The following is a 24,148-nucleotide window of genomic DNA, read 5'->3' on the forward strand; positions in this document are numbered from 1 at the left end:
CCAGGCCTGACCGTCGCGACGATGCCGCTGCTGGCACAGTCGCGCCAGCTTTCATGGACCATGCGCGCGCTGATTGCCGCCCTGTTTGCGGCGGCTGTGGCGGTGGTTTTGGTGACCAACAACTGGCTGACCGACCGTTTCAGTGAGTTGACCCGCAACAAATCGGAAGTGCGGTTGGCGCTGTATGCCGGCAACCTGATTTCTGAATTGCAGCGCAATTCGGTCGTGCCTTTGTTGCTGGCGCGCGACCCCGAGCTGATCCGTGCGTTGAATGAAGGACAATTCGCCAGCACATCCGCAAGGTTGATTTCCTTTCAGGCCGAAATCGGCGCGGCCTCTATTTTGCTGCTCGACAAGGATGGGCGTGCGGTAGGGGCGACAAACCGCAATCTGCTCGGCTCCAGCCATCGCAGTTCGCCTTATTTTGTCGATGCACAGCGTACCAAGGACACGGTGTTTTCGGCGCAGCCACGCCAGGCCGGGGGCAATGACTTTACCTATTCCCGCGCGATTCTGGCCGATAACCGGATGGTGGGCGTGATCGTCGTGGCAGTGGACCTGATGAAATACGAACGGGCCTGGGCCGGGCTGACCGACGCGGTTTTGGTGATCGACAGCGAAGGCAAGATCATTCTGGCGACGGAACCACGCTGGCGGGGCCTGCCAATCACCGATGCGCTGGCCGCCCAGGATGTGCCCACGGCGATTGAGCGCGCCTTTCGGGCCACGACAGACTGGACCAAAAACCGCCCCGATGCCTATTTAAGCGGCTCTGCCGTGATGAAAACCGAGGCACGGGTGCCCTTTCGGGGCTGGCGGATATTGACCTATACGGCCTATGATTCCGTGCGCGAACGGGTGAACGGGGTTTTGGCGCTGGAAATCATGGGCTTTGCGATCCTGCTGGCGCTGACATTCTATTTCTTGTCGCGGCGGGCGTGGTCACAAAGCGCCACATTCCAGCGCGAAAGTGCCGAGTTGCGGCTGCTGAACGCGCGATTGAAACGTGAGATCGCGCAACGCGAAAAGGTGCAAAAAGATCTGGCGGTGGCTGAACTTACGCTGGCGCAATCATCGAAACTGGCGGCGTTGGGCGAAATGTCAGCGGCGGTCAGCCATGAGCTGAACCAGCCACTGGCGGCAATGAAAACCTATCTGGCCGGCGCGCGGCTGCTGTTGCAACGCCACCGCCCGGATGAGGCGCTGTCATCGTTTCAGCGCATTGATGATCTGATTGATCGGATGGGGGCGATTACCCGACAGTTGAAATCCTATGCCCGCAAAGGGGGCGAGGCGTTTGAGCCGGTGGATGTGCGCGATTGCCTGTCCAGCGCCCTGTCGATGATGGAGCCGCAGTTGAAGACGCGCGTGGTGCAGATTACCCGCAACCTGCCACGCAGCCCGGTGATGATCATGGCTGATCGGCTGCGGCTGGAACAAGTGATCATTAACCTGTTGCGCAATGCGCTGGATGCGACCAAAGATGTCAAAGACCCGCATATCGACCTGACAATCACAGTCGATCATTCGGTGCATTTGACGGTGCGTGACAACGGGCACGGGCTGGATAATATGGAAAGCCTGTTTGAGCCGTTTTACACGACAAAGAAACCCGGCGAAGGTGTGGGGCTTGGCCTGGCCATTTCATCGGGGATTGTTACCGATCTGGGTGGGCGCCTGATCGCACGCAATGGTGAGGGCACGGGGGCTGTATTCGAGGTGCAGCTTCCCATATTGGGCACAGAACTGGCAGCAGCGGAGTAAAGAATGGCGCGTGCAATGAAAGTCGCGATTGTCGATGATGAAGCCGACATGCGGCAATCCATCAGCCAATGGCTGGCCCTGTCGGGGTTTGAAACCGAAACCTATGCCAGCGCAGAAGAGGCGCTGAAGACAATTGGTGCCGATTATCCCGGCGTGGTGGTATCTGACATCAAGATGCCGGGGATGGATGGCATGGCCTTTCTGAAACGGTTGATGAGCCTGGATGGCGGCTTGCCGGTGATCATGATCACCGGGCACGGCGATGTGCCGATGGCCGTAGAGGCGATGCGAATCGGTGCCTATGATTTTCTGGAAAAGCCGTTCAACCCCGACCGGATGACCGAACTGACCAAGAAGGCCACGCAAAGCCGCCGCATGACCCTGAACAGCCGCGCGCTGCGGCGTGAATTGTCGGATGGTACCTTGCTGATGCAAAAGCTGATCGGCACCTCGGCGGAAATGGAGCGGCTGCGGGAAGATATCCTCGATCTGGGGCAGGCCGACGGCCATGTGCTGATTGATGGCGAAACCGGCACCGGAAAAACGCTTGTGGCCCATGCGCTGCATGCGGTGGGCCCACGGGCCAGCAAAAAATTCGTGACAATTTCCTGTGCGGCATGGTCCGAAGACCAACTGACCGCGCGGCTGTTTGGCCCAATGGAAGATGGGGCCATACCGTTGATCGAAGAAGCACGCGGTGGCACGCTCTGCCTTGAGGATATCGAATCCCTGAGCCATGCCTTGCAATCACGCTTGCTGACCACGATCAACGAACAGGGCAGCCCGCCTGAAACCCGGATCATCGCCATCGTGAACGAACATTCGCCGGATAAAACGCTGGAAGATATCTTGCGCCCCGATCTGTTCTATCGGCTTGGCGCGCTGACCATCATTTGCCCGCCGTTGCGCACCCGGGGCGAAGACATCCTGACCTTGTTCACCCGACTGTCCGAACAATTTGCCGAGGAATATGGCTGCGATGCGCCCCAGGTTGCCGCGCAAGAGGCTGCGCAACTGCTGCAGGCCCCCTGGCCCGGCAATGTGCGCCAGTTGGTCAATATCGCTGAGCGTGCGGTACTGCAAAACCGCCGCGGCTCTGGCTCTATCGCGTCCCTGCTGATGGCGGATAATGAAGCGGCCGGGCCAGCGCTGACCACCGAAGGCAAGCCGCTGAAAGACTACGTCGAGGCCTTTGAGCGGATGCTGATCGACAACACCATGCGACGGCACAAAGGGTCTATCGTCGCGGTGATGGATGAGCTGTGCTTGCCACGCCGAACACTGAATGAGAAAATGGCGAAATATTCGTTAAGCCGTTCGGATTACACCTAAGGCGGGGTTAGGGGGGCCGTCTTGGTCAGGCCGCTTTTGGGGCCCGTGATCGGCCTGCTGTGACGCCATGTGGTTCAGCGGCCGCATGCGCTTTGTGATCAGGGCGGCCCTTGCGATTCACCTCTCATTTCGATCACCCATGGTCTAAAGCGTTTCGCCGTGGGCCTGTGTAAGGGCAAGACGGGGGGGGGCGATCACCCCCGCATGCGGGCACCGTCGGCGTCGAACAACGGCGTTGTCACCAGCTTTGCCGGGCGGCGTTCCCCCAGGATTTCAATCTCGACCGTCAGACCGTCATGCGCCAACTTCGTTGGGATCAAGGCCAGTGCAACGGATTGGCCGGAAAAGTGTGAATATCCGCCGCTGGTGCAATACCCCTGCACTTTACCGTCAATCCAGACCGGCTCCCAGGCCACGACATCGGCGTCTTTGGCATCCACGATAAAAGCGCAAAGCGCCCGTTTGGCCCCGATGGCTTTTTCGGCCATGGCAGGCGCTTTGCCAATCCAATCGGAGGCTTTGTTCCAGCGGATAAAGCGGTCCAACCCCGTTTCACAAGGCGTATAATCCGGGCTGTACTCACGCCCCCATGAGCCAAAGAATTTATCCAACCGCAGGCTCATCATCGCGCGCATGCCAAAGGGGCGCAGGCCCAGGTCTTTGCCGGCCTCGGTCAGCACCGTCCAAAGGTGGCGCACCGACATCTGGTCGCAGTAAATCTCATACCCCAGATCGGCAGTATAGCTGACCCGCTGCACGATGCATTTGGCCATGCCCATTGTGATTTGCCGCACATCCATGAACTTGAACGCCGCGTCTGAAACATCCGCCCGCGTGACCCGCGCCAGCAGGTCCCGCGCCTTTGGCCCCGCAATCTGAAATCCCGACCGCTGGTCCGAAATATTTTCAACCGTCACGCCATCTTGCATATGCTGATCAAACCAGCGGCCATGCCAGCCCTGCGCACCATAGCTTGCGGTTAGTTGAAATTCGGTTTCCGACAGACAGGATACGGTAAAATCACCAATGATCTTGCCGCTTTCTGCCAGCATCGGCGCAAGCGAAAGCCGCCCCGGTTTCGGGATAAGCCCGGCCATGATCCGGTCCAGCCACGCCCGTGAATTTGGCCCGGCAACGCGGTATTTGCCGAAGTTCTGCACCTCATTGATGCCTACCGCCTGCCGTACCGCCATCACCTCTTGCCGCGTCGCCTCCCAGGCGTTGGAGCGTTTGAAGCTGGGCTCCTCATAACGCGGCGCACCGGGCAGGGCAAAGTAGTTTACCACCTCCAGCCCGTATTGCTGGCCCCAGACCGCACCCATTGCGTCAAACACATCATACATCGGCGTGGTGCGGAAGGGGCGGGCAGCGGGGCGTTCCTCATTCGGGTAAGAAACGCTAAACCGCATCTGGTAGTTTTCAACCACCTTGGGCACCGTATATCCCGGCGTGGTCCAACCACCGAAGCGGCTAACGTCAAAACCGCGCGGGTCGCGTTCGACCTCACCCTCAATCATCCATTGTGCCAGCGCCAGCCCCATACCGCCGCCCTGGCTAAAGCCCGCCATGACCGCACAGGCCGACCAATAGTTGCGCAACCCTTGCACCGGGCCGATCAACGGGTTGCCATCGGGGGCAAAGGTGAACGGCCCGTGAATCACACGCTTTACCCCCGAACGCTCCAGCACCGGAAAGCGCCGATAGGCAAAGGTGACAGAGTCCTCAATCTTGTCAAACTGTTCGTTCAGCAACTCATGGCCAAAGCCCCAGGGCGTGCCATCAACCGACCAGGGCTCGCAGGGTTTTTCATAAAAACCGATGCAAAGGCCGCGGCCCTCCTGGCGCAGATAGCTTTCGCCACCGGGGTCCATGACATGTGGAAATTCGCGGCCCGATTTCAGGATGTCCATGATCTCGGGGATGTCATCGGTCACCAGATATTGATGCGCCATCGGCAAAAGCGGCAGGTAGACCCCGGCCATAGCGCCCACTTCACGGGCCCAAAGGCCGGCCGCGTTGACCAGATGTTCGCAGGTTACGCTGCCTTGCTCGGTCACCACCTCCCAGCCGCCGGCGGTCTGGTGTGTTGCCAGCACACGGTTGTGCAACACAATCTCGGCCCCGCCCATCCGCGCCGCTTTCGCATAGGCATGGGTGGTGCCCGAGGGGTCCAGATGACCATCAAGCGGATCATATAAACCGCCCAGGATGCCCTGAACATTCACCAGGCCATCAGTCAGCCTGGTGATTTCCTCAGGCCCCAAAATCTCGGTGTCCAGCCCCATATAGCGGTGCTTGGCGCGCTCAGCCTTCAGCATTTCAAACCGCGCCATGTTGTCAGCCAGGGTAATCCCGCCGACATGGTGCAGCCCACAAGACATGCCGGTGATTGCCTCCAGCTCTTTATACAGCCGGATGGTGTACCCCTGCAGCGCCGCCATGTTGGTATCGCCGTTCAGCGTATGAAAACCGCCCGCCGCGTGCCATGTGGACCCCGAAGTCAGATCGGATCGCTCAATCAGCATCACATCCGACCAGCCCAGCCTGGTCAGATGATAAAGCACCGAACAGCCCACAACGCCGCCGCCGATGACAACAACACGCACATGGCTTTTCATCGCGCACTCCCGCCGGTTTTACCTTGATTTGGCGCGGCATCACTTTGGATCGCATGTTCATGCGCGACAGAATTTGTCGCATCCTGAACCCGGCCCCGCTTTCTTTTCGGTAAAAATATCCTCGGGGGGGCGCCTGAAAGGCGTGGGGGGCAGACTGCCCCCCTCCGTCTGCAGCAGCAGTCCTTACTTTTCCGGGATCAACCCGCGCGGGCTGAACCGCAGCACCAGCAGCAAAATCACCCCCAGCGTCAGCAGGCGCATATGCTGCGCCGAATCGACCAGATGCACCTTGAGCGGGCCTTCGGCCAAGCCGTAGGTCAGCACCGACATCACCCCCGGCCCCAGGCTTTCCACGATCAACCACAGCCAGCCGATCAGCAAACCGCCCAGCACTGCCCCCCAGTTGTTACCCGAGCCGCCAACGATCACCATCACCCAGATCAGAAAGGTAAAGCGCAGGGGGTTATAGGTGCCGGGCGTCAACTGCCCGTCCATCGAGGTCATCATCGCGCCCGCAAAGCCAACCACGGCAGAACCGATGACAAAAACCTGCAAATGGCGGCGGGTCACGTCCTTGCCCATCGCCTCGGCCGCGACCTCATTGTCGCGGATCGAGCGCATCATCCGCCCCCAGGGGCTTTTCAGCGCCAGTTCCGACAGCCAGATCACCGCCATCAGCACCACGCCAAAGATCAGCGCGTAAAGCAGCTTGACCACGATCGACGAGGTGGTCACCGGGTCCAGCCCATAGTGCGCGGCCCAATCCAGAAAGACGGCACTTTGCTGTAAATCGACCTCATAGGGCACGGGCCATGGCCGCGGCAGGCCGATCATGTTTTTCACGCCGCGCGCCAACCAATCCTCATTCTTCATGACGATGATGATGATCTCGGCAATGCCCAGCGTGGCAATCGCCAGATAATCCGACCGCAGGCCCAGCGCAATCTTACCGATGGCCCAGGCTGCAATCGCCGCCAAAACCCCGCCCACCGGCCATGCCAGCAGCGAGGGCAGGCCCAGCCCGCCGATATTGCCCGCCACGGCAGAGTTGAAGCCCTCGACCGCCTCGACCGACGGGTCCAGAATGGCGCGGTAAGCAAAGAACCCGCCCACCAGCACCACAAACAATGCGATACTGCGCGCCGTGCCTCTTTTCAGGTTGCGGTAAATCCAGGTTGAAAAGGCAATCACCGCCACGCCAAAGGCAAGCCCGGCCATGATGCCCCAGCCGCCCTGCGCCCAGCCTTCCGGCTCGGGCGGGGCCGAGACCAGAACCACGGCCAGCCCGCCAAGGGCGGCAAAGCCCATGATCCCGGTGTTGAACAGCCCCGCATAGCCCCATTGCATATTCACGCCCAGGGCCATGATCGCTGAAAGAAGGCCAAGATTGAGGATGTTCAGCGCAAGGTTCCAGCTCAGGAAAACGCCCGTTCCGACATAGAGAACAGCAACCAGCGAAAACAGGATAATATTGCGAGAGTTCATCCTGATTTCCCCTTGAACAGCCCCGTAGGCATAAACAGCAACACGATGATAAGAATGAAAAAGCTGACCGCAAGTTTGTAATCGGTCGACAAAAGCTGGATCAGATTGTCAGGGGCCATATCGGCAGGCAGCAGATAGCCCAGCACCTTTTTCCACGCGTAGGTCACGAAGACCTCGGAATAGGCCACGACAAACCCGCCCGCAATCGCCCCAAGCGGGTTGCCAAGCCCGCCGACAACCGCGGCGGCGAAAATTGGCAGCAAAAGCTGGAAATAGGTGAAGGGTTTGAATGACTTATCCAAACCATACAGCACCCCCGCAATGGTTGCCAGGGCGGCGACGATAATCCAGGTCACATTGACCACACGGTTGGGGTTGATGCCCGACAGCAGCGCCAGATCTTCGTTATCCGAAAACGCCCGCATGGATTTGCCGGTGCGGGTTTTTTGCAAAAACCAGAACAGCCAGGCCACGACGATTATGGCCGTGATCACCGTGATCGCCTGCGAGGATTTTATCGCCAGCCCTTCAGACAGCCCGGTCCATTTCTTGAACTCGCCGGCGGTGACAAGAAAACGCGCGCCATCGGCAAAATTCTGTTCTTCAACACCGATGACAAGGCGGGTGATGCCGTTCATCACGAACATGACGCCAAGCGATACAATCACCAGAATGGTCGGTGCCGCGCGTTGCTTTCGGTAAAAGCTATAGACGAAACGATCAGTCAACAGCAGCAAGATCGCGGTTACAACAATCCCGACCGGCAGGGCCAGAAGGGCGGTTGGCAGCGGGCCAAAGCTGATGCCCATGCTTTGCAGCCACCAGGTAAAGATGATGGTGACCATGGTGCCAAAGGCCATGGTGTCGCCCTGTGCAAAGTTGGAAAACCGCAAGATGCCGTAAACCAGCGTCGCCCCCAGCGCCCCCAGCGCCAGTTGCGCGCCATAAGCAGTGGCCGGGATGAACACGAAGTTCACAAAGGTGACAAGTGCGTTCAGAATATCCATCAGCCTTGCTCCCGGCTTGTTATCGTCTCATTGCGGCAGTGGCCGGTTCCGCTGGCCAAGACGGCGCTTTCGGGGGCAAATCCGGCGTGCTCGGTATAGGTCAGCACATCTTTTTCGTCCAAAACCAAGCGCATTATCCCGGATTTGCCAACCGGGCCTATCCATTCGCGCGCAGAAACGGTTTCCAGGTCATGCCATGTCGTTGGACGATCAGCATGGCTGACATAGGCGGCGCCATCCTCGGCCATCGGCACGATGCTCAGAGCGGGCGGCAAGGTGGCAAAGCAATCGCCTCCCCAGCAGAACAACTCAAAGCGACAGACATATTGCAAGAAGCGCTGCGGGGCAGGGCTGTCCTGGTCCCATTGGCTGACGGTCATCATTGCGGTGACTATCACCATGAAGGCGGCAAACATCAGAACGAATTGATTGGTATCCATCCGCATCAGCCCCCCAAGAAACTGCGGCGCACTTCGGGGTCTTGCATCAGCGCCTGTCCGGTATCGGTAAAGCGGTTGGCGCCTTGCACCAAAACATAGCCTTTATCTGCAATTTCAAGGGCCTGACGGGCGTTCTGTTCCACCATCAGAATGGAAATACCCGAGCGTGCCACCTCAATGATCCGGTCAAACAGCTCATCCATCACGATGGGGGAAACGCCTGCGGTGGGTTCATCCAGCATCAAGACCCTGGGTTTTGTCATCAACGCGCGGCCCACGGCCACCTGCTGGCGCTGCCCGCCCGAAAGCTCTCCCGCCGCCTGATACCGCTTTTCCTTCAGGATCGGAAACAGATCATAGACCTGCGCCATGGTGCCCGCGATGTCATCGCGGCGCAAAAACGCGCCCATTTCAAGGTTTTCCTGCACGGTCATCGAGGTAAAGATGTTTGATGTTTGCGGCACAAAGCCCATGCCCTTGGCCACCCGGTCTTGCGGGCTGAGCGTGGTGATATCCTCACCGTCCAGCCGCACTTGCCCGCTGCGCAGCTTCAGCATCCCGAACACCGCCTTCATCGCGGTGGATTTGCCCGCGCCATTCGGGCCGACGATCACGGCTATCTCGCCCTTTTCCACGGCAATCGTGCAATTGTGCAAAATATCGGCGGCACCATAGCCCCCGGTCATTCCTTCACCAATCAAAAACGGCTCGGCCATTACGCACCTGCGGGTGCAAATCGGCACCCCCCTTTGTTCTGTTTGAAAATAGCCGGACTACGCATGCGCTTTCACCTTGTTTTTCAAGCCGGTTCCCAGATAGGCCTCAATCACGCGCTCGTCGTTCTTGACCTCATCCACCGTACCTTGTGCCAGCACCTTGCCTTCAGCCATCACGATCACCGGGTCACACAGACGGGCGATGAAATCCATGTCATGCTCGATCACGCAAAACGTATAGCCGCGCTCTTTGTTCAGGCGCACAATGGCATCGCCAATGGTGTTCAGCAGGGTGCGGTTCACACCCGCCCCGACCTCATCGAGAAAGACGATCTTGGCATCGACCATCATGGTGCGGCCCAGTTCAAGCAGCTTTTTCTGCCCGCCCGAGATGTTCGCGGCCTTTTCATCGGCCAGATGGCTGATAGTCAGAAACTCCAGCACCTCATCGGCCTTGTCGCGGATGCGGCGTTCTTGCTGTGCGATGCGGCCACGGGCGAACCAGGCGTTCCAAAGCGTTTCCCCGGCCTGATTTTCCGGCACCATCATCAGGTTTTCGCGTACCGTCATCGAGCCGAATTCATGCGCGATCTGAAAGGTACGCAGCAAGCCCTTGTGAAACAACGCATGCGGGGGCAGGCCGGTGATATCTTCGCCTGCCATCAAGACCCTGCCAGATGTCGGTGGCAAGCGGCCTGCGATCACGTTGAAAAGCGTGGTCTTGCCCGCGCCATTCGGCCCGATCAGCCCGGTAATCGAGCCTTCTGCAATTTCCAGCGATGCGCCGTCAACCGCGTGAAATGCGCCAAACTTCTTGTGAAGATTTTGGACGGTAATCATGGTTTCATCCCTCCCCGTGCGGTGCGGTTATCGTGCGGTCTTGATGCCGCATGCGCCGTCACATTTCGAAAAAGCGGCCCGAAAGGTTCCCCCCTTCGGGCCGCTTTGTTTCAAATCAGGCCAAAATCAGCGGAAACCATCCGTTACGAATTTGCCGTCTGTGACAGTGTACACGCGGTAGTTGCCAGCGGATTCGCCATTGCCAACAAATTCAACCGCCGTAGCGCCGACATAGTCGATGTCAGTGCCAGCCGCGACCAGATCAAGCGCCTTGCCCAATTCGCCGGGATAGATTTTTTCGCCCGGTGCGTTGGCAATATCCATCACCTTGGCAGACCAATCCTTGGAGTTGGTTGATTTTGCCGCTTGCATCGCCAACATCATCAGTGCCGCAGCGTCATAGCTTTCGCCGGTAAAGCTGGAGGTCGGATCAAAACCAGCCGCTTTGCCCATTTCAACAAAAGTGGCGGCGCCTTCGGAATCGGTGCCGGGAATGTGGCCATAGCTACCGTTCAAGCCATCGCCAATCGCGGCAATCAGGGATTCGCCATACATGCCGTCGGGCAGGTAGAACGTATCAAACGCGCCGGTATCAAGCGAAGCTTGGATCACGCCTTTGCCGCCCTGATCGACGTAGCCTGCAACAACCAGCACCTCACCACCGGCCGCGGCCAGTGTCGCCACTTCGGCGGAATAGTCGGCCTTGCCGTCTTCATGCGCGGTGTTGGCGGTGACAGTCCCACCTGCGGCGGTGAATGCGGCAGCGATGCTGTCCGACAGGCCCTTGCCATAGTCGTTGTTGGTATAGGTGATCGCGACCGATTTTACGCCGCGCTCGCCCAGAACCTCAGCGATGACTTCGCCAGCACGCGCATCCGACGGCGAGGTGCGGAAGAACAAGCCATCATCTTCGGCATTCGACAAACCCGGAGAGGTGGCCGAAGGCGAGATGATGCCGATGCCATTCGGGCGGGCGACGTTTTGCAAGATGGACCCGGTTACGCCCGAGCAATCTGCGCCCATGATCGCGTTGATGCCTTCGGCGGTGATCAGACGCTCGGCGGCGGCGGTTGCGGCGGCGGCGTCGATGCAGGTGCTGTCGGCGCGCACGGCGCTAACGGTGCCACCATCCATGAACTTGCCCGAATCATTGACCTCTTTGATTGCCAGTTCGGCCGAGGCCGCCATGGCAGGCGTGATAGATTCCAATGGGCCGGTAAAGCCCAGAATGATGCCGATTTTTGCATCTTCGGCAAATGCGCCGCCTGCCATCAAAGCAGTTGCGGCGGTCGCCAGCATAAGTTTTTTCATTGTTCACTCCCTAGGTGGATTATTATCCTTGGCAGAGCCTAGACGCCTTGTTGTGAAAAGAAAAGGCTGGAAAACAGGGCTATTGCGCTAGATTTTTCGCTTGGATCACGGTTTTGACCGGGGCTTATGCCGTTGATTTGGCGAAAACTCAACCAAGGCGTGTGGTGACGTAGCGGAAGCTTTGCCCCGGCCGCCGCCAGTCGGCCCGCGATTCTGCCAAGCCGAAATCGCGCGCCCTGCCGGATCGGATGGCGGTTGGCGCGCGTTGCGCCTTACCCCATTCAGCCAATGCCCCGAAGGTGCCATTCTTTGCAACATTGCCGCGGCTATGGTTTGGCGACGCGGATCTGGCGCAGATCTGACGGGACGCAACACGCCCTAGATCGACAGTCGCAAAGCTGTGCCGCCCTGTGTGCCGCGTTCGCGGTACGGTGTCGTGGAATAATGCGCGCGGTAGCATTTGGAGAAATGCGAGGGCGAGGCAAAGCCGCAGGCCAGCGCCACGTTGATGACGGACATATCGGTTTGCATCAACAGGTTGCGCGCTTTGGATAGCCGCAATTCCATGTAGTAACGCTTTGGCGAGCGGTTGAGGTAACGGCGAAACAACCGTTCAAGCTGGCGGGTGGACATGCCGACATCATCGGCCAGATCGGCAGGGCTGATCGGTTCTTCGATCGCATTTTCCATCATCTGGATGACCTGGCTAAGTTTTGGATGGCGCACGCCGATGCGGGTGGGGATAGACAGACGCTGGGTGTCTTGATCGGTGCGGATGGTAGAGTAGATAAGCTGGTCGGCCACGGTATTGGCAACATCATTGCCGTGATCCATCGAGATGATATTCAGCATCATATCCAGCGACGCAGTACCGCCTGCCGTGCTCATCCGGTTGCCATCAATCACAAAGATCGAGCGGGTAAGCTTGACCTGCTCGAACTCCTCCAGAAACCCGTCCTGGTTTTCCCAGTGGATCGTTGCCTTTTTCCCGTCAAGCAAGCCCGCCTTGGCCAGCGCGTAAGTGCCGGTACACAGCCCGCCAATCGCCACCCCGCGCCGCGCCTCACGCCGCAACCAGTTCAAGATGCCTTTGGTCGTGGCCTTTTGCACATCAATGCCGCCGCAAACCAACACCGTATCATCGCGATCAATTTCCGACAGGCCGATATCAAGCGTAAAGGCCGCGCCGTTGGAACATTGCACCATACCCTCGCCCTCGCCGGCCAGCAGCCAGCTATAGGCCGGCGCGCCGATCACGCGATTGGCAATACGCAGTGGCTCGATCGCACTGGCAAAGGACAGCATTGTGAACTTGTCCAGCAGCAAAAACACAAAGCGCCGTGGCGCAAGAACCTTGCTGGTATTGGTCGCTTTTTTTGGCGGAACAGACATTATTCTCTTTCAAACGGCAGACATTCGCCTTCAAACGGTAAACGTGACTACCGAAACAGGAAAATGCGGTGTCGGCAAGGGGGCGCGCCCCTTTCGGCCTTTGCTTTTCATGATACAATGCCTATACCCCGTGCCGATACCGCTAACTTTCGGAGAAGACCGATGACGCAGGCATGGAAAAAAACAGACTGGCGCAACAAACCTCGGGTGCAAATGCCCGACTATCTGGATGCGGCGGCGCTGAGTGCCGTTGAGTCGCAGCTTGCAAAATATCCGCCTTTGGTGTTCGCAGGCGAGGTGCGCAGGCTCAAGGCACAGCTTGGTGCGGCCGCTGAGGGCAAGGCGTTTTTGCTGCAAGGCGGCGATTGTGCCGAAAGCTTTGCCGAGTTTTCTGCCGACAACATTCGCGATACCTTTCGCGTGATGCTGCAAATGGCGGTGGTTTTGACCTATGGCGCCAAGGTGCCGGTGGTGAAAGTGGGGCGCATGGCGGGGCAATTCGCCAAGCCACGATCCGCGCCGACCGAAATCATCAATGGCGAAGAATTTGCCAGCTACCGCGGTGATATCATCAATGGGTTCGAGGCAACGCAAGAAAGCCGGGTCCCCGATCCGAACCGCATGTTGCAGGCCTATACCCAGGCTGCCGCCAGCCTGAACCTGCTGCGCGCGTTTTCAACCGGGGGCTTTGCCGATATTCACCGGGTGCATAGCTGGACGCTTGGCTTTGCCGAGCATGACAAGGCCGAACGCTACCGCGAGCTGTCGAACCGCATTTCCGATGCGTTGGATTTCATGCAAGCGGCCGGTGTAGACAGCACAACCGCGCATCAATTGTCGCAGGTGGATTTTTACACCAGCCACGAGGCGCTTTTGCTGGAATATGAACAGGCGCTGTGCCGGGTGGACAGTATTTCGGGCCAGCCGATTGCCGGCTCGGGGCATATGATCTGGATCGGCGACCGCACGCGCCAGCCAGACGGGGCGCATGTGGAATTTGCGCGCGGTGTCCAGAACCCGATCGGGTTGAAATGTGGCCCAACGACAACGGCCGATGACCTGAAAGTGCTGATGGCCAAGCTGAACCCCGAAAATGAGGCGGGGCGCTTGACGCTGATCGCGCGCTTCGGGGCGGGCAAGGTGGGCGACAATCTGCCGCGTCTGATCAAGGCGGTGCAGGAAGAGGGGGCAAAGGTATTGTGGTCTTGCGATCCCATGCATGGCAACACGATCAAGGCTGCCAGTGGCTACAAGACCCGGCCATTTGAATCGGTTCTGCGTGAAGTGCGCGAGTTTTTTGCGATTCATCAGGCCGAAGGCACAATTCCCGGCGGCGTACATTTTGAGATGACCGGCAAGGATGTGACCGAATGCACCGGCGGATTGCGCGATGTGACCGATGAAAACCTGTCTGACCGCTATCATACCGCCTGCGACCCGCGTCTGAATGCCAGCCAGTCACTGGAACTGGCCTTTCTGGTGGCGGAAGAACTGTCGAAAACCCGCGCGGCCGCGCGCCGGATTGCGCTGTAGCGGTTCCGGAATTTTTGGGACCCTGAAAAAGGGGCTGACCCGGTTTGCACTTGGTCTGAACAGGCGAAAGTGCAAACCGCAGGGGCCAACTGTCTGGCCTGTTCGCTGTCGCGTTCAAGTACAAAATGCGTTTGTGCTGTGGCCTACTCGACCAGACGCAGATAGGGGGGCGTTTTGCCGGGGCAGCCATCGAACCGGGCAGCGGGTTCGGCAAATTCCCTTGGTTTCGCGCTGGTGACAAGCTGCGGCGCAAAGGCTTTGCGCCGGGGTTGTGCGTCAGGTGGCGTGGCGCGAACAAGCATCGTGGCGGTGCTGTGCGCGATATCAAACCGACGCGGGCTGCGGCCAATCTTGCCTGTCATGTCAAGGCAGCCAAGGCCTATGCCCATAGCGCCGTTGTTGTCGCGCACAGGTAAAATCAACATTCGCGCCGTCATATCCGGCCGACAGATGCCACTATTGGCGATCAGATCCATGGTCAAGATTGCCGGGGAATGAAAGACCGTTTCCAGCTTGCTTGCCAGAATGGGCCGCGCCTCGGGGCTGAAAAGCGCTGAAAGCGGCATCCCGCGCACCTCCATTCCCATCAGATCGGAAAACGCCATTCCGGCAATCCGAAAGCGTGCCAGACCGGGGGCGATGCGTTCGATCAGAAAGGTGCAAGAGAGCGCGGATTCGATTCCGCGCGGGCTGATCTGCGACCGCAGGGGGATCGTATCGCCATCGCGCAGCGCCTCCCAATAGGCGCGAACCTGGGCAAGCGGGTCGATGCGCCCTTTGGTCGGGGCTGCGGCTGGGTTTGTGTCATCGCTGAACATCGTCATTATTTCACCACAGCACCACAACATGGCGCCCCCTCATATTGATGCATCTTTCTCGCTCTGCTATCGCACCATCTTGCGGGCCTGTGCCTGATGGCTATGGCCCTGTAGTCAATTGGTTAATGATAGCGCAAGACTTGTTACTGAAACCTTAATTTACACGAAAATCGCTGCTATTGGTATTCAAAGTGTATAAATGGTAAATGCCACCGGGGTCGGGTCTGCGCGGATCTGCGACTTTGCAAGCCGACACAAAAAAAGGAGCTACTGGCGATGACCCAATCCATGACCGGATTCGCAACGCGGCGCGGCCAGCACGGGGCGCATACCTGGGCGTGGGAATTGCGATCGGTCAACGGCAAGGGGCTGGATTTGCGGCTGCGGGTGCCGGATTGGATTGAGGGGCTGGAGATGCAATTGCGCGCGGCCCTGGGCAAAAGCCTGGCGCGTGGCAATGTTGGCCTGACGCTGAAACTTGCGCGAGAGGCGGGGGGGGATGCGCCGCTGCGGCTGAACCAACCTGCGCTGCGGGCCGTATTGGTGATGTTGGCCGAGGTAGAGGCCGAGGCGATGTCTACCGGCGTAACCTTGGCGCAGGCCAGTCAGGCCGATGTGCTGGCGCTGCGGGGCGTGATGGAACAGGCCGGCGATGAGGGCGACACGAGGCCGCTTGCCGCCGCGTTGATGCGCAACTTTTCGCTGCTGCTGGCTGATTTTCTGGCGATGCGGGCGACTGAAGGGGCCGCGCTGCGTGCGATCATTCTGGACCAGCTTGGCCAGATTGAAGCGCTGATCAAACAGGCCGCACGGGAAGCCGAGGCGCGGAGCGATGTTGTGGCGCAAACCCTGAAAGACAACATCAAGAAACTTATGCAATCAACGGATAACATTGATGAAAGGCGAATAGAGCAAGAGCTGGCCCTGCTTGCCGTCAAAGCAGATGTAACCGAAGAGCTTGACCGGCTGCGCGCCCACACGGTTGCGGCGCGGGCCTTGGTGGCCTCGGATGATCCGGTGGGGCGCAAGCTGGATTTTCTGATGCAAGAGTTCATGCGCGAGGCAAATACGCTATGCTCCAAGGCACAGGCGATGGCGCTGACACGGGTCGGGCTTGACCTTAAGGCTGTGATTGATCAGATGCGTGAACAGGTTCAGAACGTGGAATGAAGATGCCAGTATCCCCCAGCCGTCGCGGACTTTTGCTTATTTTATCGTCTCCCTCGGGGGCCGGAAAATCAACCCTGGCCAGAATGTTGATGGGCTGGGACCCGACAATACGGTTTTCGGTTTCGGCCACAACCCGCGCGCCGCGTGCGGGTGAAAAGGATGGGCGCGATTACTATTTCCGCAGTCACGACCAGTTTGAAGCGATGATTGCGGCGGGCGAATTGCTGGAACATGCCGAGGTGTTCACCAATTATTACGGCTCTCCCAAAGCTCCGGTCGAGGCGGCGATGGCCGAGGGGCGTGATACCTTGTTCGATATTGACTGGCAGGGCGGGCAACAAATTCGCAATTCTGCGCTGGGGCGTGATGTGGTGTCGGTTTTTGTCCTGCCGCCCTCTATTGCCGAGCTGGAAAACCGGCTGCGGGGCCGCGCACAAGATAGCGACGCGGTAATCGCAGAGCGCATGGCAAAATCACAATCCGAGATCAGCCATTGGGCGGAATATGACTATGTTCTGGTCAACCAGGAGTTGGACCAGACTTTTACCCGCCTGCGCACGATTCTGGAGGCAGAGCGGTTGCGCCGAGATCGCCAGCCAGCGCTTTCGGGTTTTGTGCGTGGGCTAAATCAGGAGTTTGAGTCAAGATGATCTATGCGTTGAATGGCTTTGCGCCGAAACTGCACCCTGATACCTGGGTCGCCGATGATGCCAATGTGATTGGCAAGATCGTGCTGGGCGAGGGCGCGAGCATCTGGTTCGGGGCCACGCTGCGCGGCGATAATGAGGAAATAAGGGTCGGGGAAAACAGCAACATTCAGGAAAACTGCGTGTTGCATACCGATATGGGGTTTCCGCTGACCATCGGGGCGCGCTGCACGATTGGCCATAAGGCGATGCTGCATGGCTGCACGATTGGCGATGGCACCTTGATCGGTATGGGGGCCACGGTGTTGAACGGCGCGCAAATCGGCAAGGGCTGTCTGATCGGGGCCGGGGCGCTGATTACCGAAGGCAAGGTGATACCGGATGGCAGCCTGGTCATGGGCGCACCGGGTAAAGTGGTGCGGGCTCTGGACGCCGAGGCGCAAGAAAAACTGCTGCAATCGGCGGCAAACTACCGAGAGAACATGCAGCGGTTCCGCGCGGGGTTGAAGGCGGTTTAAGCCGACGGTTAAGTTTGGTGACGTAAAGACAGCAAGGATAGCGCTATGAGAATCGGCAATCGCGACATTGGCCCCACCCATCCGCCCCTGGTGATCGCCGAGATCGGGATCAATCACGGTGGCAGCCTTGAGGTAGCCCGCGAAATGGTGCGGCAGGCGGCCCTGTCGGGCTGCGAATGTATCAAGCATCAGACCCATATTCTGGAAGATGAGATGACCGATGAGGCGAAATCCATCTTTCCGCCCAATGCCGATGTGTCGATCTGGCATGTGATGGAGGCCTGCGCGCTGTCGCTTGACGATGAGCGCGCGCTGAAGGCCTATACCGAAAGCCTTGGGATGATCTATCTTTCCACCCCGTTCAGCCGGGCGGCAGCGGATTTTCTGCAAACGCTGGACGTGCCGGCCTATAAGATCGGCTCGGGTGAGGCCGATAACCTGCCGCTGATCCGCCATATCGCCAGGTTCGGCAAGCCGGTGATTCTGTCAACCGGGATGCAGAGCATTGAAAGCCTGCGGGCAAGCGTTGCAATTCTGGATGCGGCGGGGGTGGATTATGCCTTGCTGGAATGTACCAATCTATACCCCAGCCCGCCGGAAATCGTGTCTCTGCAAGGGGTAACCGATTTGAAAGCGGCCTTCCCACGCGCCGTTGTCGGCTTTTCCGACCATTCCATCGGGCCGGAAATGGCGCTGGCCAGCGTCGCCCTTGGGGCCTGTATTCTGGAGCGGCATTATACCGATACCCGCTACCGCATCGGGCCCGACATCATCAATTCCATGGACCCGGCAGAATTGAAATTCCTGATTGATCGCTCTAAGGAAATTCATATCGCCTTGCACAACCCCAAGCAACGCACCGCAGCCGAAGAACCTGTGTATCGTTTTGCCCGTGCCAGCGTCGTGGCCGACCGCGACCTGCCCGAAGGCCATGTCATCACCGAAACCGATATCTGGGCCCGCCGCCCCGGTTCGGGTGAGATTGCGGGGTATGAGTTTGACGCCGTTCTGGGCAAACGCCTGACGCGGGCGGTGAAACGCAACACCCAGCTGAAATGGGCAGATCTGGCGTGATTCCAGCCTGGAAAATACGGCGCGAACTGCTGCGCTTCGGTCAGCAGTTGCGCGCCATTCCCGAAGCCCTGTGGGAGCCTGTTGCACAACGCCGCCACGATGCAGCGTTTGAGCGTGGCTTTGCTGTAAACCATGGTGCCGTGGCCGCCGCCGAGAAAATCGCGCTGGTTTTGATCTGGCAGCCAAAAGGCATTGCAGAGTCGCTGCTGGAAACCTGCAAGCATCTGGTTGCAAATGGCTATGCGCCTTTCATTGTGTCAAATGCAAAGCTTTTGCCAGATGATCGCAGCAAGCTGTTCCCCTATGTCTGGCTGATGTTGGAACGGCCGAATTTCGGGTATGATTTTGGCGGCTATCGTGATGGCTTGCGGCAACTTGACCGGATGCAGCTTTTGCCCCGGCGGTTGGTGATCTTGAACGACAGCATTTGGTACCCGCTGCAAAGCGAGGATGACAGTTTGGCGCGGATGGAGGCAAGCGGCGCCGATGTGGTCGGAACCGTGCTGCGCGTTCGCGGCGAGGAGCGGTTTTTGGAAAGTTATTTCTATTCGCTGCCGCAAAGCACCTTGCGCCACGCGGCTTTCAAGACATTCTGGCAAGATTTGCGCCTGACCTCGAACAAGTACAAGGTTATCCGCCGGGGCGAGCGCGGCTTTAGTGCGGCGATGCGTGCGGCGGGTTTGCAGCTTGTCGGCCTGTTTGACCAAAAGACGTTTTTGACCCATGTCGAAAAGGCCGATGACAGTACCCTGCGCGATATTCTGCGCTATGCGGCCACGATGAATCCAATCGACAAGGCCGAGGCGCGGCAACTTTCATCGGGCCAGGCCGCTGATTTTGCCGTGAATGCACGCGCCCTGATTGTGCGGATGTTGCGCAAGGGGCAATTCTACAGCACATTTCCCATCGGTGCCTTTCGCCTGATGCACTACCCTGTCCTGAAAAAAAGCCGCGAACCGGCAAGCGCTTGCTGGCGCGCGGCTTATCTGGGGGCCGTGGCGGATGGGCAATTGCCCCCGCCGTCAGACAGCATTTTGCATGAAGCGCAGGCCATCACAGATATATCGAGCAACACGCCATGACCCAGTCTATCCTTTTCGTCACCGGAACCCGTGCGGATTTCGGCAAGCTGGAACCGCTTGCGCTTGCAGCGCAAGCGGCGGGGTTTGCGGTGTCGTTCTTTGTAACCGGCATGCATATGATGGCGCGCTATGGCCTGACCAAGCTGGAAGTGCAGCGCATGCAAGGGGTTGGCGTGCATGAGTTTTTGAACCAGCGGCCCGGCGATCCGCAAGATATGGTGTTGGCGAAAACCGTAATGGGGTTTTCGGATTTCATCACCGAGATGCGGCCTGATCTGATCGTCACCCATGGCGACCGTGTCGAGGCGTTGGCCTGTACCCTGGTCGCGGCAACAAACTATATCCGCTCGGGCCATATCGAGGGGGGCGAGGTTTCGGGCACGATTGATGAGATTTTTCGCCACTGCAACACCAAACTGGCAAGCGCGCATTTTGTCAGCTCGGACGCTGCGGCACGGCGGGTCATGGCCCTGGGAGAGCCGGGCCATGCGGTGCATGTGATCGGCTCGCCCGAACTCGATTTTCATTCGCGGCCCAGCGGGGTCACGATGGCGCAGGTACGCGCGCGCTATGATATCGACTTTGAGGATTACGGGATTTGCGTTTTTCACCCTGTTACCTCGGAGCAAGCGACGATGGGGGCGCAGGCGCGGGCGCTTTACGGCGCATTAGCGGATTCGGGGCGGAATTTTGTGCTGATTGCGCCGAATAATGATCCGGGGTCCGAGGATATTTTCAAGGCGATTGACGCTTTGCCCAAGGACAGATTCCGTTTGATTCCATCAATGCGATTCGCGCATTTTTCGGAATTGATGAAAAACGCCGCCTGTATGGTCGGCAATTCATCGGCAGGGGTGCGCGAGGCACCGTTTCTGGGCATCCCGTCGTTGGATATTGGCACGCGGCAGCACAACCGCGCCAATGCGCCCTCTATCCATTTTGCCGATGCGGCGGATGCGGCGGTGATTGCCGGGTTCCTGGCCAATCATTGGGGCAAAAGTTTCGTTCGCGATGAAGGGTTTGGCTCTGGTTCGGCAGCCGAGCGGTTTGTTGCTGTGTTGCAGAATGCTGATTTCTGGGCGCAAAGCCTGCAAAAAGAGTTTCAGGATCTTGGCTGACGCGGCCCCCCCAAGCCTTGCCTTGCGGGCCTATACGGCGCTGGCGCGGGCGCTGGCACTGGTGGCCCCGTGGCACCTGCAACGCCGGTTGCGCAAGGGGCGCGAAGACCCGGAGCGTTGGCGCGAAAAGCTGGGGCAGGCGGGGGCTGTGCGGCCTGCGGGGCGGCTGATCTGGCTGAATGCGGTGGGCTTGGGCGAGGTGATGGCGCTGCGTGGCTTGATTGAGGCGATGGGGCGCGCCGACCCGAAGGCACAGTTTTTACTGACCTCATCGGCGCGATCCTCGGCAGAGGTGATTTCAGCGCATTTGCCTGCGCGAACCATTCACCAATATCTGCCGCTGGATGCGCCGGGGTTTGTGGCGCGGTTTTTGGACCATTGGCGGCCGGATCTGTCAATCTGGGCCGAACAAGAGGTTTGGCCCGTGGCAGTGCATATGTGTGATCAACGCGGTATTCCCTTGGTGATGCTGAATGCTCGGATATCGGCGGCCTCTGCTGGAAAACGAAGATTTATCAAGGCATTGTACCGCGATGTTCTTGCAAGGTTTCAACAGTTGGTGGCGCAAGATCCCGCCAGCGCGGCGCATCTGAAAGCATTGGGCGCCCGCGATGTGCGGGTTATGGGGTCTTTGAAAGTGGCAGCCCCGCTGTTGCAGGCCAAACCCGATGAATTGGCGCGGATGCAGGCGATGTTTCAGGGCCGCAAGATCTGGGTCGCCGCCTCGACCCATCTGGAGGATGAGGCAGTGGCGATGGCGGCGCAGGCGCAGCTTTTTGCCAGCGATCCGCGTTGGCTGCTGGTGCTGGTGCCGCGCGACCCCAAGCGGCATTTGGCGCTGGAAATGCCGTTTGTGCGGCGCAGCCGTGAAACGGCGCTTGCGGGCCAGCCGATCTATCTTGCCGATACGTTTGGAGAGCTGGGCCTGTGGTATCGTTTGGCGCCTGCGGCGCTTGTCGGCGGCAGTTTCGGCCCGGTAGAGGGGCATAACCCCTGGGAGCCTGCCGCCTTGGGCTGCGCGGTTTTACACGGCCCCAGGATTGCCAATTTTACCGCCGATTATGCCGCCTTGCATGTTGCCGATGCCGCGCAAGAGGTGCGGGATGCCAAGTCACTGGTATCGGCCCTGATGAACCGCGACGATTTTCAACAGATGGGGTTGCGCGGCCAATCGCTTGTTCGCCGGGCAGCACCTTTGGATGACCTGGCGGCGCAGATGTTGAAGGTGGGGCATCGTGGCTAGATTCCCCTCGATCAAGCTGCGCCTGGCGCTGATGGCTTATGGGGCCGCCTGGGTGGTCGGATTGCCGCTGGTGCTGTTGTACTTGTGGCGGCGAGGGCGCAAGGATGCCGATTATCGCGCCCATATCGCCGAACGATTTGGGCTCTATGGCCCGCCAATGCGGGGCGCGGTCTGGGTGCATGCCGTGTCGCTAGGCGAGCTGCGCTCGGCGGTGCCGCTGATTGACGCGCTTTTGGGGCAGGGCGAACGGGTGGTGATTACCCATTTCACCCCGGCGGGGCGGCGCGAATTGACCCGCGTTTATGCCGATGCAATCGCTGCGGGCCGCCTGCGCGTGGTCTGGGTGCCGTTTGAAATCGGGCTGTGCTTTGCCGGGTTTTTCCGCTGCTTTGCACCGAAATACGGCTTGGTGATGGAGATCGAGATTTGGCCGCGCATGATCATGGCATGCCGCGCCAAAGCCGTGCCCTTGTTCATGTGCAACGCGCAATACCCCAGCAAAAGCTATGCCCGCGATGGCCAAACCGGCCTGCGGGCGCAGATCATGCAGGGCTTTGCCGGGGCCTTGGTAAAATCGGATTTGCAGGCGCAGCGTTTTGCAAGCGTGGGGGTACGCCCCATTGAAATAACCGGAGAATTGCGGTTTGATCAACCCATTCCGCCTGCACAGGTGGCGGCCGGCAAGGCGCTGAAGCCGGCGCGGGATGTGGTCGTGATTGCCAGCGCGATTGAGGGCGAAGATGAGGGATATATCAGTGCTATCAAGGCGGTACAGGCGGTTCGTGATACATTGTTTGTTTATGTTCCGCGCCGCCCCGAACGGTTTGATGAGGTTGCAGCACAGCTGATGGCAGCAGGCCTGCGCATTGCCCGGCGCTCAAATACACTTGGCCCCGATCTTTCGGGCGCGCTGCCCCAAGGCATAGATGTGTTTTATGGCGACAGTCTGGGCGAGATGTATTTCTATCTGGCGATGGCAACCCGTGTTGTCGTGGGCGGCGGGTTCAACCCCAAGGGCGCGCATAATATTATTGAGCCGCTTGCCTTGAAAAAGCCGGTTCTGGTCGGGCCGCAGGTCTTTACCATCGAATACCCGTTCAAAGAGGCCGAGGCGGCGGGTGTGGCGCGCTCGGTGCCTGATGCGGCGGCCTTGGCCGCTGCCCTGATTGCCCGCGATGACCCCACATCCGCCCAGATTGACGCCTTCTTTGCCGCCCATGCCGGCGCGGCCAGGCGGACGCTTGCGGGCATTGCTAGGCTTTTGGCTTAAGGCCGGCGTCGATTTGCTGTTGCAACAGAAACTCGACAATCCGCCAATCGAACGGTGTGTCGATATCATGGCAGCGATCGGGCGACAGCACATAGGGAATCACCCGTCCGTCATACAGCCCCTCGGCGCTGCGCAGATAATCCGGGGCCACAACATAGACCACCCCAACATGTTCATAAACCACAGGGGCCTGTTGGCGGGCCAAAACCCGGCCGGGCAGCGGTTTGGAGACATGCAGCGCGCCGCTTTCATCGGGCTCTACCAGGTTGAAATAGGGGTTCTTGCGGGCCTCGCAGCATGACATCACCATATCGGGGCGCTGTGCCGCAAACAGGGCCAGCGCATCGGTTATATCATGCGGCAGCCGCAAAGGGGCGGTGCAATCAAGGTCTAAAAACGCCGTGGCGGGGCCGGTTATGGCCTCGGTCACGCCCAGGGCATGTTGCCAGACATGAAACTTTCCGGCGGTGTCCGTGGCCAGATGCGCCGGGCGCAAACCGATTTCCAGCGCACCGCGTTTCACCGCATGATCATAGATCGCCTCATCATCGGTTGATACGACCACGACATCGACCGAAGGGTCGGCAAATAACTGATCCAGCGACCAATCTATCAAAGGCTTGCCGCAGATCGGACCAAAATTCTTGCCCGGAACCCCTTTGGAACCTTTGCGCGCGCCAATATGGCCGATGATCATAGCATTCCCCTTTTTCTTATGGCCTCTAGGAATGGCGCTGTTTGTCAGGATTTGCAATCTGTTGTGCGTGAAA

At 59.1% G+C, this 24,148-nt stretch carries 21 protein-coding genes; 11 read left to right on the forward strand and 10 right to left on the reverse strand.

Translation table 11 applies throughout. From position 1 onward, the window contains the following. Window positions 1–60: 60 nt before the first annotated feature. Window positions 61–1,764: an ATP-binding protein gene (locus VDP61_RS14955; RefSeq protein ID WP_323007770.1), complete on the forward strand. Its 1,704-nt coding sequence runs from the start codon at window positions 61–63 to the stop codon at window positions 1,762–1,764. Window positions 1,765–1,767: 3 nt separating this feature from the next. Continuing rightward, window positions 1,768–3,096, forward strand: coding sequence for a sigma-54 dependent transcriptional regulator (locus VDP61_RS14960; protein ID WP_323007670.1), 1,329 nt, complete (start codon window positions 1,768–1,770; stop codon window positions 3,094–3,096). Between the two features lie 194 nt (window positions 3,097–3,290). Here VDP61_RS14960 and VDP61_RS14965 read toward each other — a convergent pair whose 3' ends face one another. From VDP61_RS14965 to VDP61_RS15000, 8 genes are all read right to left on the reverse strand, one after another. Further along, complete coding sequence (locus tag VDP61_RS14965) at window positions 3,291–5,714, reverse strand: FAD-dependent oxidoreductase (protein ID WP_323007671.1); 2,424 nt, start codon at window positions 5,712–5,714, stop codon at window positions 3,291–3,293. A gap of 183 nt (window positions 5,715–5,897) precedes the next feature. Then, window positions 5,898–7,199, reverse strand: a complete 1,302-nt coding sequence (locus VDP61_RS14970; RefSeq protein ID WP_323007672.1) for a branched-chain amino acid ABC transporter permease — start codon at window positions 7,197–7,199, stop codon at window positions 5,898–5,900. After that, entirely contained in the window at window positions 7,196–8,206 is a 1,011-nt protein-coding gene (locus tag VDP61_RS14975) for a branched-chain amino acid ABC transporter permease (protein WP_323007673.1), read from the reverse strand. Before VDP61_RS14975 ends, VDP61_RS14970 begins: the two co-directional genes overlap by 4 nt. Beyond that, complete coding sequence (locus VDP61_RS14980; protein WP_323007674.1) at window positions 8,206–8,652, reverse strand: hypothetical protein; 447 nt, start codon at window positions 8,650–8,652, stop codon at window positions 8,206–8,208. The genes VDP61_RS14975 and VDP61_RS14980 overlap by 1 nt, the downstream gene beginning before the upstream one ends. Continuing rightward, complete coding sequence (locus VDP61_RS14985; protein WP_323007675.1) at window positions 8,652–9,362, reverse strand: ABC transporter ATP-binding protein; 711 nt, start codon at window positions 9,360–9,362, stop codon at window positions 8,652–8,654. Before VDP61_RS14985 ends, VDP61_RS14980 begins: the two co-directional genes overlap by 1 nt. Window positions 9,363–9,419: 57 nt before the next feature. After that, a complete protein-coding gene (locus tag VDP61_RS14990) occupies window positions 9,420–10,202 on the reverse strand; it encodes an ABC transporter ATP-binding protein (RefSeq protein WP_323007676.1) in 783 nt (260 codons plus the stop codon). Between the two features lie 126 nt (window positions 10,203–10,328). Continuing rightward, complete coding sequence (locus VDP61_RS14995) at window positions 10,329–11,513, reverse strand: ABC transporter substrate-binding protein (RefSeq protein WP_323007677.1); 1,185 nt, start codon at window positions 11,511–11,513, stop codon at window positions 10,329–10,331. Between the two features lie 378 nt (window positions 11,514–11,891). Beyond that, a complete protein-coding gene (locus VDP61_RS15000) occupies window positions 11,892–12,905 on the reverse strand; it encodes a GlxA family transcriptional regulator (protein ID WP_323007678.1) in 1,014 nt (337 codons plus the stop codon). A 162-nt stretch (window positions 12,906–13,067) separates the two neighbouring features. Between VDP61_RS15000 and VDP61_RS15005 the strand changes: the two genes are divergently transcribed. Continuing rightward, complete coding sequence (locus VDP61_RS15005; protein WP_323007679.1) at window positions 13,068–14,438, forward strand: class II 3-deoxy-7-phosphoheptulonate synthase; 1,371 nt, start codon at window positions 13,068–13,070, stop codon at window positions 14,436–14,438. 143 nt (window positions 14,439–14,581) lie between these two features. Here VDP61_RS15005 and VDP61_RS15010 read toward each other — a convergent pair whose 3' ends face one another. Further along, window positions 14,582–15,262 (reverse strand): PAS domain-containing protein, encoded by a 681-nt coding sequence (locus VDP61_RS15010; protein ID WP_323007680.1) that lies wholly within the window; start codon window positions 15,260–15,262, stop codon window positions 14,582–14,584. A gap of 270 nt (window positions 15,263–15,532) precedes the next feature. Between VDP61_RS15010 and VDP61_RS15015 the strand changes: the two genes are divergently transcribed. Genes VDP61_RS15015 through VDP61_RS15050 form a run of 8 tightly spaced genes read left to right on the forward strand, consistent with a single transcriptional unit; the run spans window position 15,533 to window position 23,378 of the window. Beyond that, entirely contained in the window at window positions 15,533–16,426 is an 894-nt protein-coding gene (locus tag VDP61_RS15015) for a YicC/YloC family endoribonuclease (RefSeq protein ID WP_323007681.1), read from the forward strand. Between the two features lie 2 nt (window positions 16,427–16,428). Continuing rightward, window positions 16,429–17,076: a guanylate kinase gene (gene gmk / locus VDP61_RS15020; protein WP_323007682.1), complete on the forward strand. Its 648-nt coding sequence runs from the start codon at window positions 16,429–16,431 to the stop codon at window positions 17,074–17,076. Then, a complete protein-coding gene (locus tag VDP61_RS15025) occupies window positions 17,073–17,591 on the forward strand; it encodes a gamma carbonic anhydrase family protein (protein WP_323007683.1) in 519 nt (172 codons plus the stop codon). The genes gmk and VDP61_RS15025 overlap by 4 nt, the downstream gene beginning before the upstream one ends. A 45-nt stretch (window positions 17,592–17,636) precedes the next feature. Beyond that, window positions 17,637–18,665 carry an N-acetylneuraminate synthase family protein gene (locus VDP61_RS15030; RefSeq protein WP_323007684.1) on the forward strand — a complete coding sequence of 343 codons (1,029 nt, stop codon included), beginning with the start codon at window positions 17,637–17,639 and terminating at the stop codon, window positions 18,663–18,665. After that, complete coding sequence (locus VDP61_RS15035; RefSeq protein WP_323007685.1) at window positions 18,662–19,747, forward strand: rhamnan synthesis F family protein; 1,086 nt, start codon at window positions 18,662–18,664, stop codon at window positions 19,745–19,747. Before VDP61_RS15030 ends, VDP61_RS15035 begins: the two co-directional genes overlap by 4 nt. Beyond that, window positions 19,744–20,865: a UDP-N-acetylglucosamine 2-epimerase gene (neuC, locus tag VDP61_RS15040; RefSeq protein WP_323007686.1), complete on the forward strand. Its 1,122-nt coding sequence runs from the start codon at window positions 19,744–19,746 to the stop codon at window positions 20,863–20,865. The genes VDP61_RS15035 and neuC overlap by 4 nt, the downstream gene beginning before the upstream one ends. Next, entirely contained in the window at window positions 20,858–22,108 is a 1,251-nt protein-coding gene (locus VDP61_RS15045; RefSeq protein ID WP_323007687.1) for a 3-deoxy-D-manno-octulosonic acid transferase, read from the forward strand. Before neuC ends, VDP61_RS15045 begins: the two co-directional genes overlap by 8 nt. Next, window positions 22,101–23,378 carry a 3-deoxy-D-manno-octulosonic acid transferase gene (locus VDP61_RS15050; protein WP_323007688.1) on the forward strand — a complete coding sequence of 426 codons (1,278 nt, stop codon included), beginning with the start codon at window positions 22,101–22,103 and terminating at the stop codon, window positions 23,376–23,378. Before VDP61_RS15045 ends, VDP61_RS15050 begins: the two co-directional genes overlap by 8 nt. On the opposite strand, the gene VDP61_RS15055 is transcribed toward VDP61_RS15050, so the two are convergent. Continuing rightward, the gene (locus VDP61_RS15055; protein WP_323007689.1) at window positions 23,362–24,075 is read right to left on the reverse strand and encodes an acylneuraminate cytidylyltransferase family protein; all 714 of its coding nucleotides are present in this window, start codon (window positions 24,073–24,075) and stop codon (window positions 23,362–23,364) included. The genes VDP61_RS15050 and VDP61_RS15055 overlap by 17 nt on opposite strands. Window positions 24,076–24,148 lie beyond the last annotated feature (73 nt).

It is taken from the genome of Pseudorhodobacter sp. (assembly GCF_034675685.1).
GTDB lineage: Bacteria > Pseudomonadota > Alphaproteobacteria > Rhodobacterales > Rhodobacteraceae > Pseudorhodobacter.

Bases quoted from the DNA above. Each gene is read 5' to 3' on its own strand.
- VDP61_RS14955 (WP_323007770.1), top strand. From the start codon at position 61: ATGCGCGCGCTGATTGCCGCCCTGTTTGCGGCGGCTGTGGCGGTGGTT.
- VDP61_RS14960 (WP_323007670.1), top strand. From the start codon at position 1,768: ATGGCGCGTGCAATGAAAGTCGCGATTGTCGATGATGAAGCCGACATG.
- VDP61_RS14965 (WP_323007671.1), bottom strand. From the start codon at position 5,714: ATGAAAAGCCATGTGCGTGTTGTTGTCATCGGCGGCGGCGTTGTGGGC.
- VDP61_RS14970 (WP_323007672.1), bottom strand. From the start codon at position 7,199: ATGAACTCTCGCAATATTATCCTGTTTTCGCTGGTTGCTGTTCTCTAT.
- VDP61_RS14975 (WP_323007673.1), bottom strand. From the start codon at position 8,206: ATGGATATTCTGAACGCACTTGTCACCTTTGTGAACTTCGTGTTCATC.
- VDP61_RS14980 (WP_323007674.1), bottom strand. From the start codon at position 8,652: ATGCGGATGGATACCAATCAATTCGTTCTGATGTTTGCCGCCTTCATG.
- VDP61_RS14985 (WP_323007675.1), bottom strand. From the start codon at position 9,362: ATGGCCGAGCCGTTTTTGATTGGTGAAGGAATGACCGGGGGCTATGGT.
- VDP61_RS14990 (WP_323007676.1), bottom strand. From the start codon at position 10,202: ATGATTACCGTCCAAAATCTTCACAAGAAGTTTGGCGCATTTCACGCG.
- VDP61_RS14995 (WP_323007677.1), bottom strand. From the start codon at position 11,513: ATGAAAAAACTTATGCTGGCGACCGCCGCAACTGCTTTGATGGCAGGC.
- VDP61_RS15000 (WP_323007678.1), bottom strand. From the start codon at position 12,905: ATGTCTGTTCCGCCAAAAAAAGCGACCAATACCAGCAAGGTTCTTGCG.
- VDP61_RS15005 (WP_323007679.1), top strand. From the start codon at position 13,068: ATGACGCAGGCATGGAAAAAAACAGACTGGCGCAACAAACCTCGGGTG.
- VDP61_RS15010 (WP_323007680.1), bottom strand. From the start codon at position 15,262: ATGACGATGTTCAGCGATGACACAAACCCAGCCGCAGCCCCGACCAAA.
- VDP61_RS15015 (WP_323007681.1), top strand. From the start codon at position 15,533: ATGACCCAATCCATGACCGGATTCGCAACGCGGCGCGGCCAGCACGGG.
- gmk (WP_323007682.1), top strand. From the start codon at position 16,429: ATGCCAGTATCCCCCAGCCGTCGCGGACTTTTGCTTATTTTATCGTCT.
- VDP61_RS15025 (WP_323007683.1), top strand. From the start codon at position 17,073: ATGATCTATGCGTTGAATGGCTTTGCGCCGAAACTGCACCCTGATACC.
- VDP61_RS15030 (WP_323007684.1), top strand. From the start codon at position 17,637: ATGAGAATCGGCAATCGCGACATTGGCCCCACCCATCCGCCCCTGGTG.
- neuC (WP_323007686.1), top strand. From the start codon at position 19,744: ATGACCCAGTCTATCCTTTTCGTCACCGGAACCCGTGCGGATTTCGGC.
- VDP61_RS15055 (WP_323007689.1), bottom strand. From the start codon at position 24,075: ATGATCATCGGCCATATTGGCGCGCGCAAAGGTTCCAAAGGGGTTCCG.